Raw genomic sequence first — 13,868 nt, forward strand, 5'->3', positions numbered from 1 at the left:
TGTCTTAGTTCTTGCATAGGTTTAAAAGTAAATTAAAGTAGTCCAGTTCAGATGAATACTAGTTTTCTTTTAACGATAAACTCAAAAGACCCTAATGGGTCTTTTGAGTAATAAATGCTAATCACAGTTTAAAAGTAAAATGAATCAACCTAATTTATTCACCAATTTTAATGGTAATACTTTCATTGCGAGTCCTATAGGTAACCATGGCCATTGTGGGACATACGCTTTAACAGGTTGTTTCTCAATGGCTTTAACCAATAAATGTGAGCCTGTTTCAACATCGACTTCAAAAGGAAGCTTCTTGGCGCCTTCATTGATTTCAGTGCGGATGTAGCCAGGGAAAATTGTTGACACTTTGATTTGGGTATCAATTAATTCAGCACGAATGCCTTCTGCCAAGGCAGCCACTCCTGCTTTGCTAGCACCATAAGCAGTCAAGTGTTTAGGCATGCCGCGGAGAGCGCTCATTGAAGAAATCACCACCAAATGCCCGAATTTCTGTTCACGAAAAATCTCGACTGCTGCCTCACACTGTGCCAAAGCTGAAATAAAATTGGTTTCAACAGTCGCTCGGTTAATTTCAAACTTGCCATTTCCAATACGTCGTCCTTCACCAACACCAGCATTGACAATGATTCGGTCTAAGCTTCCAAAGTCTTGTTTAAACTCACGAAAGACTTGGAATACCTGTTCATAATTGGTCACGTCCAAGACTTTAGTGATGACTTTGACGCCATATTTAGATTCCAATTCCTGCTTTAAACTGTCAAGTCTTTCTAAACGCCGTGCGCAGATTGCTAAATTATAGCCTTTTTGTGCAAATTCCCGTGCCATTCCTGCACCGATTCCTGAACTTGCGCCAGTAATTAAAATCGTTTTTGCCATGATAAATTCCTTGAATAATTTTTATATTTCTCAGTGTGGTCTTAAATCCATGTCAATAACTGTGGATCTTCAACCTTAATAAAATGATGTTCATTTAAACTGAGCAATTGCGGTTCGTTCCCCACCAAACGTAATGTCGTCAGGCTGGTATTGGCAATTGCCCAATTGAGTGCGAATGTTTTGTTTGGATTCAATTCCAAAAGTTTGCCCGCAACAACTGATATTACTCCACCAGAGGTAAAAACAATTGCATAACGAGGTTTGGTTTTGGCTAAATCATCACATAGATTTTGCAATGCACCTTCGACTCGATTCTTAAAATCTGGCCAGGATTCATCATATTCATGATGATATTCACCACCCGTCCAACGATTGATTGCCCCTTCAAAAATCTTGGCTAAATAAGCACGAGGACTTTTTTCTTTAGCCACATCTTGTTTAAGCAAATGAGGTTCATTAAAACGTGGGTCATATTGAGCAAAAACCTGTTGATGATTAAACTCATTCCAATTGTGATCAGTGACAACGGCAACATCTGGAAAACTTTCAGCTAAAGAAAAATGCGCTGTTTGTTGATGCCTTTGCATCGAGCCTGCAATCACATAAGGCGCTTCTTTCAAAATTTTATCGAAATATTGACCCAATACCTTTGCCTGTAATTCACCATTTGGAGAGAGCTTATCGTAACTTTCAGCGCCAAATGATGCTTGCCCATGTCGTACCAAATAGATTGTGGTCATTTCCCTAAAATTTCCTTAAACTTTTCAATGTATTTCTGTGCAACTTCATTGGCTTCAATTTTCTGCATACCAATCAACTTTAAAGCACGAATATGTAAAGCATGGATCACAATCCAAAAATCTTTAAATGCTGGATTATCCGTTTGCTTATGGTAATAACGATAGTAAATTTGCTGCGCAATGACTGCTAAACGGAAAATACCAAAGACTTCATAGAAAGCCCAATTTTCGGGTTTTAGACCTGTTTTTTCTAAATAATATTCAACCACTTCCTTTCGGCTAAACATACCTTTAAGGTGCGTGGGTTGTCTGCGAGTAGACTTAAAGATTTGATTGTCTGTATCTTCAACCCAATATGCCAATGCAGAACCTAAGTCCATTAGAGGATCGCCAATGGTAGCCATTTCCCAATCCAGTACACCAATCACCTGTGTCGGATGCTGAGGGTCAAGAATGACATTATCAAAACGCCAATCATTATGAATCACACAACTGGTCGAATCAGCAGGGATATTTTCATTTAACCACTTACGAACAAATTTAAAGCTTGGTACATTGATGGTATGTGCTTTTTCATAACGTCCATCCCATCCTTCAACCTGACGACGACAGTAACCATCACCTTTACCCAGCTTTTCCAACTCAGTACCTTTAAAAGGAACTTGATGTAATTCAATCAGCTTATCAAGAACATTGATACATAGCTCTCGAACCTGTTGTTCATTAAAATCAAGTTCAGGCGGAAGTTTGGCACGAGGAATGATTCCTTCAATGCGTTTCATCACATAGAAATCGCATCCAATTACTGATTCATCTTGGCAAAGTGCAACCATTTCAGGCAAGACTGGGTAATAAGCTGCGAGCCATTTCTGTACATGATACTCACGTGCCATATCATGTGCAGATTTCGCTTTTGTTCCTTTAGGTGGACGACGCAAAATTAAATCTGCATTGCTATATTTTAAGCGATAGGTCCAATTCGAAGCACCACCAGAATACTGCGTAACTTCGACTGGACCGATAATTTCAGAGCCATTCTCGATCAACCAATTGCCAACTGCACGAATGTCAAGTTCTTCACCTTCACGTACTTTTCCACCAACATCAATAACTGACATGCTTTTTCCCTGAATTTTTTCTGTTTTAAATCAAAAAAACTTTGAACCGTAAGCTAAGTTTGATTTTATGTACTGACCGTTTTATGTATAACATCTTTAAGATAAAACAGTCAGCATTCAATCATTAAACTGTTACTTTTTCTTTGAAGCATATCCCCGTTTTTTTAATTCTAATTTTGCAATCATTCCTTTATGAACTTCATCAGGTCCATCTGCTAAACGTAAGCTTCGTGCTTGTGCAAAAAAGCCAGTTAAAGGGGTATCGCGAGAAACGCCCATTCCCCCATGAATTTGGATCGCCATATCCACCACTTTTTCAAGGACTGAGGGAGCAACCACTTTAATTGCAGAAATTTCAGTAAGTGCTGCCATATTACCTTGAGTATCCATTTTGTAGGCTGCGTACAACGTTAATAGTCGAGCTTGATCAATCGCTACTCGCGCTTCTGCAACACGTTCTAAATTTCCACCCAGTTTCAAAATTTCTTTACCAAAAGCACTGCGGCTCATACCTCGATCAATCATCAATTCAAGGGATTTTTCTGCAGCGCCAATACAACGCATACAATGATGAATACGACCAGGACCTAAACGACCTTGTGCGATTTCAAAACCTTGTCCCGCTCCACCAATAAAATGACTGACAGGCACACGGACATTGTTGAAACTAATTTCACCGTGACCATGTGGTGCATCATAGTCACCAAATACAGGTAACATACGTTCTATTGTTACACCTTGTGTATCTACTGGAACCAGAACCATTGAGTGTTGATGATGACGGTCTTTATTTACATCAGGTGTATGCGCCATAAAGATAATAATTTTGGCATTGGGATCGCCTAAACCTGAAGACCACCATTTACGACCATCTAAGACAATTTCGTCACCATCCACCACAGCTGTTGCCTGCATATTGGTTGCATCAGAGGAAGCAACAGCAGGTTCTGTCATACAAAATACTGAACGAATTTTGCCTTCTAATAGAGGTTGAAGCCATTGTTGTTTTTGCTGCTCTGAACCATAGCGCCAAAGCACTTCCATGTTGCCGCTATCTGGAGCATTACAATTAAATACTGTTGGTGCTAGTAAACTACGTCCAGACAGTTCAGCAATATGGGCATATTCCTGCACTGACAAGCCTGCCCCTAGTTCTGGATCTGGCAGAAACATGTTCCAAAGCCCTGCTTTTTTTGCTTTATTTTTAAGAACTTCTAATTGTGCTGGCCATTGCCACGTTGTCCAGTCACCGCCTTGGTTAAGGTGATGAACTTCATTCCAAAATTCTGTTTCTACAGGTTCAATTTCATTTTCAATAAACGCTTTGGTCCGTTCGACATATTCTTTTGCACGTGCTGAAAGCTCAAACATTTTTATCTTCCTGTAAAATCTTTTGATCAATATTTGGATAACGACCTTTACTTTACATTAGCTGAAAATTTATTATGAACCAAATGATTTAATTCAATATCAGACTATGAATATGATTCATAATAATACGCATCTAGACCTATCAATTTTCAATCATGTTGATATTAATTTATATCCACTTTTTATCGCCATCTATGAGCAGAAAAGTATTTCTAAAGCGGCAAAAGTCTTGTTTATTACACAATCCGCTGCAAGTCATGCCTTACAAAGATTACGACAACATTTGCAAGATGATTTATTTGTACGCGTGGGCAGTAAAATGTTACCTACACCTTTTGCTGAACAGATCTATCCCACTGTGCAGAATGCATTATTTTCTTTTCAAGATATTTCTAAACAAAAACAAATGTTTGATCCAAATTCAATACAAACACTGAGGGTTGCTGTACATGATGAAATTGAACCGATAATTTTCCCCCGCTTAATTCAACATTTTCAGAAATTGAACTTGAACATCCAATTTTTAAGCACGAAATTAGATCGTAAAAATGTTGTTGTAGATTTGGCTACACAGCAAGTGGATTTTGTGATTGATTTAGAACAAAACTATGGTGAAAAAATTAATTATCAAAACTTAGTACAAGATCAGTTTGTGATGTGTAGCCAACATAAGCAAATGAATCGTAAGCTTTATTTTTCATCACCGCATATTGGAGTGTCTTCACGCCGTACAGGTGTGCTCTTGGAAGATATATATTTGAATAAAGAACAGTATAATCGACAAATTTTTTTACGCTGTCAGCATTACTCAACTGCGCTGCAAGTTTTAGCACAATATCCTGAAGCGATTTTAACAATTCCAAAACAGATTTTGTCGCATCTGAATATTGAAGATTGTATTCATATTTTTGATATTCCAGTTGATTTACCTGTTTTAAATATGGGCATCTATTGGCATCAAGCTTTAAGTGAAAATTCTAGACATACTTTTTTAAGAGATGAAATTTTTAAAATTTTTGCTTAGGCTATTTTAGTAATGAAAATTTTATATAAACATCATTAAGACTTAACTCATACCTCATTAAGTCATGATCTCGCTCATTTTAGTTATTCCATTATTTTTGGTCCTTAACATAAATTTAAAATTTAAATCATTCATGGATGTTGAGTTGTTTGCTTATTACATTGTTCAGCTTCAGCACCAAGCTTTAAAATATTCACAATATGTGCAATACAGTAGATGGTATTCAGTTGAACATGTTTATTTTCAAAGCTTTTTGAATGCTCATAGCCATTGATAATAAAAGTTTCTTTAGGACTTCTACCCTCTGCGCGCACATCTTGTCCAGATTGATAGCTCACCGTACCATCTCCTGCACAAGTCGGTTTTAAATCCAAATAAAATGTCGCTTTATTGGTTTTTGAAATTTTAAATTTTTCATCCAATAAAATCTCTCTTACACCATCTTTTTTATATGCATTGTCTTGTAAATTATGCGCCTTGGTTCCGTCTATTTTTACTGATTCGTTTTCATCAATTTGACTCGTCTCTGCTGCGTTAATATCTGTACGGTCTTTGATATTAGGGAATTCAATGATCTGTTTCTTGCCATATAAACTCATTAATTCAATCAGTTCTTCTTCACTCGTAATGTTCAGGACTTCTTTACAACGCCAAACCACCTGTCCAAATGCTTTATAACTTCCATCAGCAGCATAGTTCGCATAAGTATTGCTATGGTAAACATCTTTAATATGATCGTGTAACCGTTGTACAATAACTAAAGTATCTTTATATACATCAAAAATACTATCATACCCCTCCTTATCAACTATTTTCGCAATCAAACCCGCCGGATCAATAAAATCAGGGTTAATCATTGCCCACCAACAATCTTTACGTTGGTAAATATCAGTATAGGGGTCATTACTTTTTGGCAATGTTGCCGTGATTTCTCCTGTTGGTGTTTGAGCTTTAATGACCAACCATGCGCTTGGATTTTTCGGAAAATCTATACTATTTGAATAGTTTGAAAAAGGTAATAACTCCAAACCACCTGGCGCACTTGCTAATGTTGCAGTCAAGCGTTCAGAGGTATCGCCAAACATAAATTTAGTTGCCCAAGCTAATGCACTATTGAGTAACCCTGTAGAAGCTTTCCATCCATCCCAACCCACAGTAAGGCGTTGATAGACTGCTGGTGCACCACTACCCGGCATTGCACCATGAACCACTCCTGCAATCTTATCTTTGACTTTATCATTTTGGATTAATGCACGAGTCACCAATCCACCCATAGAGTGGCTAACAATAATGAATTTCTTAAATTTTGCTGTCGGAAATTCTTTTTTCACTTGTGCCATGACTTCATTATTAAGCCGATCAGCAACTTGATCCGCTGACTTCATATTGGTCTGTAACCAATTATAGCCACAAGCAAACACTGGAAAGGCATAATCTGCCAACTCCTCATGTTGTGCCAAGTTTAATAAATCAATCGTATTTTGAGCAGACCAGTGATTGAGGTTTTTTTCAGTGTCTTGATTTGCATGTTGAACTATTTTTTCCCATTCCGCTGTACCATTAAACTTATCCTTTTCTTGATCTTTTAATTTTTTAAATGGACGATTTAACTGATTTTCCATATAAATCAACAAATCAGCATAACCAATAGTGATCACTGATCCCCAGCCACGTGCTAAAGCAAGCTCTTGGGTAAGATACGGCAGATCCTTCTTATTGATTTTAACATTGCCATCATAGCCCACTTCTGTGGTTTTAGGATTTAATGCAATTTGTCGCGCGCGAGCATCGCGTTTACTGTACTGAATAATTGTACTCAGTGAAATTCGGGGATACCAAACTTTATTTTTCTTTTTATCTTTAATATTTGAACCCATAATGCCTGGAATAAAAATAATGGGAACCACATATTTGGCAGGTGCAAGAATTTCACACTCAGTTTTGACGCTACTCGGTGTGGTTTGTGACACATAGGATATCATTCCTGATTCGTATAGCGTTTCATATGGTTCATGGCTGTGTATATTGTTAGACATTGTTATTCTCAAAATTTACGGATGGTTTTTAAAATTGATTCATAAAGTTTAATTGCATCGACCTGGTGTAAACTGCTACTTTGAGTCAGCGGGGAATCATATCCAGTGTCTACTTCAAAGCTAATTAAAGGGTCTTGATTGTTATTGGCAGTACCTGTATGTTCCCATAATGCACTTATGCCATCTCTACCTTTCATTTTTTCCACTGATATCCACTCTTGACCGGTTAAGTGACTAGTCTGTTTTTCTCCTTTACGAATATTGCCTTTGTCTATTTGAAGCTGACTTTGACCTACCTCTTTTAATTTCTTTTCGATGCGTGGAATCATTGGTAAAACATATTCATCATTGGTCTCTGCTTCAAAACGTAACACAACTGTTGGATAGTTTTTAAAATCAAATGCATGAGTCTGAATGCTATAACGATAGCGCTGAGTTTCATCTTTGATAAAACCTTGATAGATACATTGCCCTACTTCTTTGGGAACTTCATGTTCAGGACGATAACGTAAATTTCGAACCAGATTTTGAAGAGCTTCATTACTTTTCTCAGTTCTTTTAGGAGAATCACTATGTCCACCTTCAATCAAAAATACAACATTCTTGTCCCATACAAAACCAAACACTGTAAAAGGATGCCCTTCGTTCTTAGACTTTTTCCCTTTAATGATTTTAGTTAATCGACCATCTACGATTTGTTCTTTCGGATCATCTGTTATAAACCAACCGTATTCAGAGTATTCCTTTCTGACTCGTTGAATAGCGTCATCAAAATCTTGTTTGGTGGCTTTGTTTTGCGAGCTAATCGTAAATGAATCGTATTTATCATAACGTTCAAGTGGATTGGCTTCGGCTGGAATATCAACGACATAGCGCCCAATACAATAAGGTTTTGTTTTTTCTAAATTGATCATGTTATTTCCACTATTGTTTATTTCAGATTTTGCAGTAATGCAGCCTACACTCATCAAGCAAGTGCTTAATAATAAAAAAAATAATATTTTGTTCATTGGTAGTCTCTTTTAACTTTACGTGCTTGAGTGCTAGATTATTTTTTAAATATTGACATCCTTAAAATTTTCGGATGGTTTTTAAAATTGATTCATAGAGTTTTAATGCATCGATCTGCTGTAAACTGCTACTTTGAGTCAGCGGGGAATCATATCCAGTGTCTACTTCAAAGCTAATTAAAGGGTCTTGATTGTTATTGGCAGCACCTGTATGTTCCCACAATGCACTTATGCCATCTTTACCTTTCATTTTTTCCACTGATATCCACTCTTGACCAGTTAAGTAACTAGTCTGTTTTTCTCCTTTACGAATATTGCCTTTGTCTATTTGACGCCGACTTTGCCCTACCTCTTTTAATTTCTTTTCGATGCGTGGAATCATTGGTAAAACATATTCATCATTGGTTTCTGCTTCAAAACGTAACACAACTGTAGGATAGTTTTTAAATCTAAAACCAAGTTTTTGGATGCTATAACGATAGCGTTGAGTTTCATCTTTGATAAAACCTTGATAGATACATTGCCCTTCTTCTTTGGGAACTTCATGTTCAGGGCGATAACGTAAATTTCGAACCAGATTTTGAAGAGCTTCATTACTTTCGGCTGTCCACTGTGGTGTATCACTGTGCATACCTTCTATTAAAAATAATGTCTTTTTATCCCATACAAAACCAAACACTGTAAAAGGATGCCCTTCATTCTTAGACTTTTTCCCTTTAATGATTTTAGTTAATCGACCATCTACGATTTGTTCTTTTGGATCATCTGTTATAAACCAACCGTATTCAGAGTATTCCTTTCTGACTCGTTGAATAGCGTCATCAAAATCTTGTTTGGTGGCTTTGCTTTGCGAGCTAATCGTAAATGAATCGTATTTATCATAACGTTCAAGTGGATTGGCTTCGGTTGGAATATCAACGATATAACGTCCGATACAATAAGGTTTTGTTTGATCTAAATTAAGTATATTGACATTACTATCATTAGCGACAGAATTGGCACATATACTGTGTGCTTGGATAATCAAAAAAGCCATTAAAATACACTGTTTAATCATCGACATATCCAAGTAATGTGACCTTGGCTTTGGTCATGGCAAGCGAGGTCACTAGATCAGTTTTACCTTCTGCATCTGTGATACCTTCAATGATTTTTCCATTTTCAGTTTTGATTTTATACTTCATATTCGGCATTGCTTTACCTGCCTTATTTCGTAACACAAAAAATTCATCATAGTCCACTTGTAGTTTAGGCATCGCTGTTAAATCAGTATTTAAAGTATCTCCTGGCATGGTTTTGATTTGACCAGCTTTTAACGACAAAGTGCCAGGACAAACAATATCAATATTCCCGCCCTCCATTTTGAAGAAACTGCCGCCAGATGCGATCAATATCCCTTTACCACTTTCGATTTTGACAAAATCATTTACCGAATACAGATGCATGAGTTCTTCTGAAGCAATTTTTAAGCGATCTGCTTGCGATTCAATTTCTACAGGACCTTGCCCAGCTTTAATTTTGATTCCAGCAGTTTTAGCAAAGAGTGAAATCTTATCTAAAACATTTGCTAAAAATCCTCGACCAGAAAATATTTGAACATTACGTTCAGTGCTTAAATCTATATTTTCTTTAGCTTGCGCAATAATTCCTTGATCTGCATCTAAAATCAGCGACTCTTTGGCATCAATCGCGATATAAGGTGTTGAATTTGATTCGTTCCATTGAGGTAAATTTGTCTTAATTGTTTCTTGCAAGCTCAGTTCTGGTTCAGTTGTTTGATGTTTATACGTTGCCGTTTGAATCACTTTATTTATTGCTAAAAATTTTTCGATATTCTGTTGTAAATGATGATGATCGAGTTGCTTTCCTAAAGCATTCTCAGCTTCTTCTGTGGTAATCAAGATACCTTTGGGTGCACGCATTGCGCCCCACTGATCAGTCCTTAACTCAAAACCCTCTCCACGACCTTCACTTTCTGCGGTTTCTTTAGGGTGACTTAAATTGCCCAAATTCAGTTGACTCGCGCCATGACTCGATTGTAATTGTGTGCTTATTTGTGTAGTCGTATCATCAAACCTGAGTTGCCCAAAGCCCTCCCCAGCGACCTCTTTTGAACGAATACCACTGAGCTTTTTGGTGTCAGGTAGTTTGCCTTTAATATCGAACTGGGTTGGATTTCGATGTCCTTCATGAATCCGTCCAGTAATAAATGGTCGATCAAGGTTTCCCTCAAAGAAATCTACCGCGACAATCTCTCCGACACGCGGGAGAAATCTTGCGCCATAACCTTCACCCGCCCAAGGGGTAAGCACATCGACCCAAGCGGAGTCAGTGTCATTATCATTAGCTCCTGCACCGCCATCATGGGCATGGTCTTCTGTTCGGGTAAACAAGAAACGAATTTTTATTCGTCCCCATTCATCGACATAGATTTCTTCACCATCCCCCACCACAATGGCACGTAGAACATATGTAGTTGGACGATGTGTTAATGGATGATATTCAGGTACAACACTTACATGCCGTCGTACCAAAGTTAATTCGTTGCCTTGACGCTCTTGTTGACGGTCTTTGTTCGTTTGCCAGTGACTCAGGGTGAGGAGTTTTTCAATTTGATCTTGAATGTCTTTGGGAAAATTGTTCTGATTATAAAAATGCTTACTTAATATCAACATCTCATTGTTTTCGCTATGATTCCTATCCAGCTCTGGATGACCTGTTAACTTAAACCAATAGCCGACCTGTATATCACGTACACTACTCTGTGCCTTAAAATATTTGGCTTGCAAAGCTTGGTATTGATTTAGTTGGGTACTCAACTTCTCTAGTTGATGATTGCCTGATGTTGTGGCTTGATCTTGACCTTTAAGATCACGAATCCAAGCAGGAGAAATACTCCACGCTTGTTCTAAACTTAAACTTTCATTGTCTCTATTTGCACTGTGTTTATGTGCACTCAGAATAGAACCACTGCCATCTTCCTGCGCTAAACTGTCTGCTTGCCAACGTTGTACATGGATTGCTGTTGACTGTAAATTGCGTTCAGCAATCAAACTGGTAATACTGTCATAAGCTTCAGTCGCATTTGATCGATGATAGCGAATGTTGCGACGTTCAAGTGCCTTAAACTGATCATTGTGATCAATTAATCTAAGTTTTTGTGGTTCAATACTTTGATTGTTGTTTAAAGCAATAAAATCAGATTCATCAATCAGCCAATTGATTGATTCCTCGCGTAGAATCCGAGTCAAATATGTGTAATCAGATTCGTTCAATTGCATAGAAAACGGGCGTACATCATAGCTCTTGCTGAGACCACTCAGGTCCAGTTTTAAACTGGATGCAAACAAAGCGCTTTTGGCTCTCCATTCATTGAAAATTATTTCAAAAATTTCAGGAACACTTTTATCTAAAAACACCCGACTATTATGACGCTTATGCCATAAGCTTGTTGCATCTTGCAGGGTCAAACGATAAAGCGTAAAAGCCCCATCTGATTGTCCCTGACTCGCCCCAGTAATCATCCCTGTAGTTCTAAACAGCTTACCTGAATCTGTGACTTGATCTACAGAGACTTGGCAACCGATAAACGCTTTAAGTTCAATAAATGGATTGAGAGACAGGCAAATCAGTTCTGCTGACAATCCTTCATTGATGGCGTGATAACCATCAATACGTTGTAACATCACTTGTGCACTGAGTTCCAAGTTTGAAAATTGAACACTAATTGCGCGTTTTTGTGTCCCATATCCCATTTTATCAAGAATAGTAAAAATATTATTCAACATTATTATGACCTTATTTTTAATGTAGAAAAACTTAACACAAAATTTAAATATACTCAAATAATAATGATAGTTATTATTGATTATCGTTGTTGGCGCACAAACACACCCTTTTAAACTATTGATTTAAATAATAAAAAACTACAAAAAACAAAATTTTGTGTTTTAAACATATGTACTTAATTATCATAATTAAGTACATAATGGTCGCTGCTTTGCAGCCACTTTAAAGAAGATAAAAATCATCAATCAAAAATTATTTTTTTTACGGTACAGTTTTATCTGTACACGTTTTATTGTTGAGAATGTGCACCTTTAATTAATTTGAATTCGCCAGATTAAAAACTAAGTATTTTTAGTCGTTTATCCAGTTTAATACGATTAATATTATATCTAAAAATGCTTAGGCTATTTAGATCAATATGATTGGCATTGCTTATTTACCCTTGTTTATATTTTTGTTTTTGACTAAAATAGCGCCGAAAATTTAAACATTCTTAATAAAAACAACGTATAGGAAACTTATGAATCCTCTTGAAACTCAGACTTCAATGTCTCAACCCCACCCTGCTTCGTTTACCCCCAATAAAGATAACCCATTTTCACCTAAAGGGCGTTTTGGTCGCCTGTCTTATCTTGCTTGGTTATTTATTATCAGTATGCTCTACACATGTGTACTGTTTATTATTGCTGGTATCGCTGTTGTCGCGCTCATGCAAACAGGAAGTCAGAATCCAGCTGCTTTATTGCAATCTGGCTTAGGCTATTTTGTTATTTTCCTCGCTGTTATTGTGGTTATTGCTTTTACCGTAGTCAATATTTGTATCGCGATCCGACGTATCCATGACTTAAATAAAAGCGGCTGGCTATGGTTGTTATTTTTAATTCCTCTTGTGAATATTTTCTTTGGTATATATGTGATGTGCGCCAAAGGTACTGAGGGCAATAATAACTATGGTCCGCAACGACAAACCGAACAAACAGAAAAGTTACTCGGTAGCTTATATGCTGTTTTCTTAGCTATTTTTATTGTGGCTTATGGTTCGATTGCAGTATGGATGATTTCAATGCAAGGCAGCATGCCACAAAGCATGGATAGTATGGAAATGACTGAGCATGATACGTCTAACTTAGAACAAGAACTTGCGCAAGCAGCTCAAGAGCTCGAACAAACAAGTGATGAGATCGAACAATCAGCACATGATTCTGAACAAAGCACTGAAGCAGCAAATCAAACTGAAAATGAAGATACTCATTCCAACACACAAGAAGTCAATCAAAGATAATGCTTCCTGAGTATTTAAAAGAGGTCTAATCAAGACCTCTTTTTTATTGAGCAATCATAATCATTATTTCAATTTTTCAGATTGGTTAATTAAAGAAAATTTAGCTTGATTTTCACGGCGTCTTACTCAACGAAAAAATTTGTCATCTTTTATCTAAACAAAAAAACACTGTTTTATTTGTAGTGCAAGAGTGATACATCACCTACGCAAATCTACTTAAACTTTAGATATAAAGTGTGGCAATGGAAAGTTCATATCATTCAACAATAGCTTTACTGGATAGATTTTATTGATCAAGAGAAATTATAATTTACGCTATGAGTTTTTCAATGGCTTAACGATATGAAAAAGATCTATTGATTTAAATAAAAAATGAGGAATAAATTCCTCATTTTCATTTGTTCTAAAAATTAAAATTTAATATGCCCATTGAATCAACATTCTAAAAAAACCTGCAATGATGGCTAACGTTAAAAAACCACCAAGCCATAACAAAATAAACCACTGTGTTTGAGAAAGTTTCAAAATTCACGACCTCGCTACTGACAATGTATCTGGTTTCAATCAACCCAACGATCAATTTAAATCGCTGAGTCTTCTATCTTCTAAA

Annotated in this window: 11 protein-coding genes; 2 read left to right on the forward strand and 9 right to left on the reverse strand. The window is 36.8% G+C overall.

Features of this window, described 5'->3' with window-relative positions:
• Nucleotides 1-144: 144 nt before the first annotated feature.
• The 4 genes from I9192_RS11110 to I9192_RS11125 form a co-directional block, all read right to left on the reverse strand.
• Complete coding sequence (locus I9192_RS11110; protein WP_004830827.1) at nt 145-888, reverse strand: SDR family oxidoreductase; 744 nt, start codon at nt 886-888, stop codon at nt 145-147.
• A 41-nt stretch (nt 889-929) separates the two neighbouring features.
• Nucleotides 930-1,628, reverse strand: coding sequence for a histidine phosphatase family protein (locus tag I9192_RS11115; RefSeq protein WP_005028896.1), 699 nt, complete (start codon nt 1,626-1,628; stop codon nt 930-932).
• Entirely contained in the window at nt 1,625-2,746 is a 1,122-nt protein-coding gene (locus I9192_RS11120; RefSeq protein WP_005028897.1) for a phosphotransferase family protein, read from the reverse strand. The genes I9192_RS11115 and I9192_RS11120 overlap by 4 nt, the downstream gene beginning before the upstream one ends.
• A 132-nt stretch (nt 2,747-2,878) precedes the next feature.
• Entirely contained in the window at nt 2,879-4,117 is a 1,239-nt protein-coding gene (locus I9192_RS11125; RefSeq protein WP_005028899.1) for an acyl-CoA dehydrogenase family protein, read from the reverse strand.
• Nucleotides 4,118-4,223: 106 nt separating this feature from the next.
• Here I9192_RS11125 and I9192_RS11130 point away from each other — a divergent pair, with 106 nt between their 5' ends.
• Nucleotides 4,224-5,141, forward strand: a complete 918-nt coding sequence (locus I9192_RS11130; RefSeq protein ID WP_005028902.1) for a LysR family transcriptional regulator — start codon at nt 4,224-4,226, stop codon at nt 5,139-5,141.
• 131 nt (nt 5,142-5,272) lie between these two features.
• Here the strand turns inward: I9192_RS11130 and I9192_RS11135 are convergent, their stop codons facing one another.
• The 4 genes from I9192_RS11135 to I9192_RS11150 form a co-directional block, all read right to left on the reverse strand.
• Nucleotides 5,273-7,177 carry a lipase family alpha/beta hydrolase gene (locus I9192_RS11135; protein ID WP_005028907.1) on the reverse strand — a complete coding sequence of 635 codons (1,905 nt, stop codon included), beginning with the start codon at nt 7,175-7,177 and terminating at the stop codon, nt 5,273-5,275.
• Between the two features lie 8 nt (nt 7,178-7,185).
• Nucleotides 7,186-8,187, reverse strand: a complete 1,002-nt coding sequence (locus I9192_RS11140; protein WP_005028909.1) for a T6SS immunity protein Tli4 family protein — start codon at nt 8,185-8,187, stop codon at nt 7,186-7,188.
• A gap of 61 nt (nt 8,188-8,248) precedes the next feature.
• Nucleotides 8,249-9,244 (reverse strand): T6SS immunity protein Tli4 family protein, encoded by a 996-nt coding sequence (locus I9192_RS11145; RefSeq protein WP_005028911.1) that lies wholly within the window; start codon nt 9,242-9,244, stop codon nt 8,249-8,251.
• Nucleotides 9,237-11,975, reverse strand: coding sequence for a type VI secretion system Vgr family protein (locus I9192_RS11150; protein WP_200149797.1), 2,739 nt, complete (start codon nt 11,973-11,975; stop codon nt 9,237-9,239). The genes I9192_RS11145 and I9192_RS11150 overlap by 8 nt, the downstream gene beginning before the upstream one ends.
• Nucleotides 11,976-12,496: 521 nt before the next feature.
• On the opposite strand from I9192_RS11150, the gene I9192_RS11155 reads away from it, so the two are divergent.
• Entirely contained in the window at nt 12,497-13,258 is a 762-nt protein-coding gene (locus I9192_RS11155) for a DUF805 domain-containing protein (protein WP_005028916.1), read from the forward strand.
• Nucleotides 13,259-13,675: 417 nt separating this feature from the next.
• Here the strand turns inward: I9192_RS11155 and I9192_RS11160 are convergent, their stop codons facing one another.
• Complete coding sequence (locus I9192_RS11160; RefSeq protein WP_085944238.1) at nt 13,676-13,783, reverse strand: DUF2474 domain-containing protein; 108 nt, start codon at nt 13,781-13,783, stop codon at nt 13,676-13,678.
• Nucleotides 13,784-13,868: the final 85 nt, after the last annotated feature.

The organism is Acinetobacter bereziniae (assembly GCF_016576965.1).
Classification (GTDB): domain Bacteria; phylum Pseudomonadota; class Gammaproteobacteria; order Pseudomonadales; family Moraxellaceae; genus Acinetobacter; species Acinetobacter bereziniae.

What these genes read in the sequence shown, in the direction of transcription:
- I9192_RS11130 (WP_005028902.1), top strand. Translation starts at nt 4,224, where the DNA reads ATGAATATGATTCATAATAATACGCATCTAGACCTATCAATTTTCAAT.
- I9192_RS11145 (WP_005028911.1), bottom strand. Translation starts at nt 9,244, where the DNA reads ATGATTAAACAGTGTATTTTAATGGCTTTTTTGATTATCCAAGCACAC.
- I9192_RS11135 (WP_005028907.1), bottom strand. Translation starts at nt 7,177, where the DNA reads ATGTCTAACAATATACACAGCCATGAACCATATGAAACGCTATACGAA.
- I9192_RS11120 (WP_005028897.1), bottom strand. Translation starts at nt 2,746, where the DNA reads ATGTCAGTTATTGATGTTGGTGGAAAAGTACGTGAAGGTGAAGAACTT.
- I9192_RS11110 (WP_004830827.1), bottom strand. Translation starts at nt 888, where the DNA reads ATGGCAAAAACGATTTTAATTACTGGCGCAAGTTCAGGAATCGGTGCA.
- I9192_RS11155 (WP_005028916.1), top strand. Translation starts at nt 12,497, where the DNA reads ATGAATCCTCTTGAAACTCAGACTTCAATGTCTCAACCCCACCCTGCT.
- I9192_RS11150 (WP_200149797.1), bottom strand. Translation starts at nt 11,975, where the DNA reads ATGTTGAATAATATTTTTACTATTCTTGATAAAATGGGATATGGGACA.
- I9192_RS11140 (WP_005028909.1), bottom strand. Translation starts at nt 8,187, where the DNA reads ATGAACAAAATATTATTTTTTTTATTATTAAGCACTTGCTTGATGAGT.
- I9192_RS11115 (WP_005028896.1), bottom strand. Translation starts at nt 1,628, where the DNA reads ATGACCACAATCTATTTGGTACGACATGGGCAAGCATCATTTGGCGCT.
- I9192_RS11125 (WP_005028899.1), bottom strand. Translation starts at nt 4,117, where the DNA reads ATGTTTGAGCTTTCAGCACGTGCAAAAGAATATGTCGAACGGACCAAA.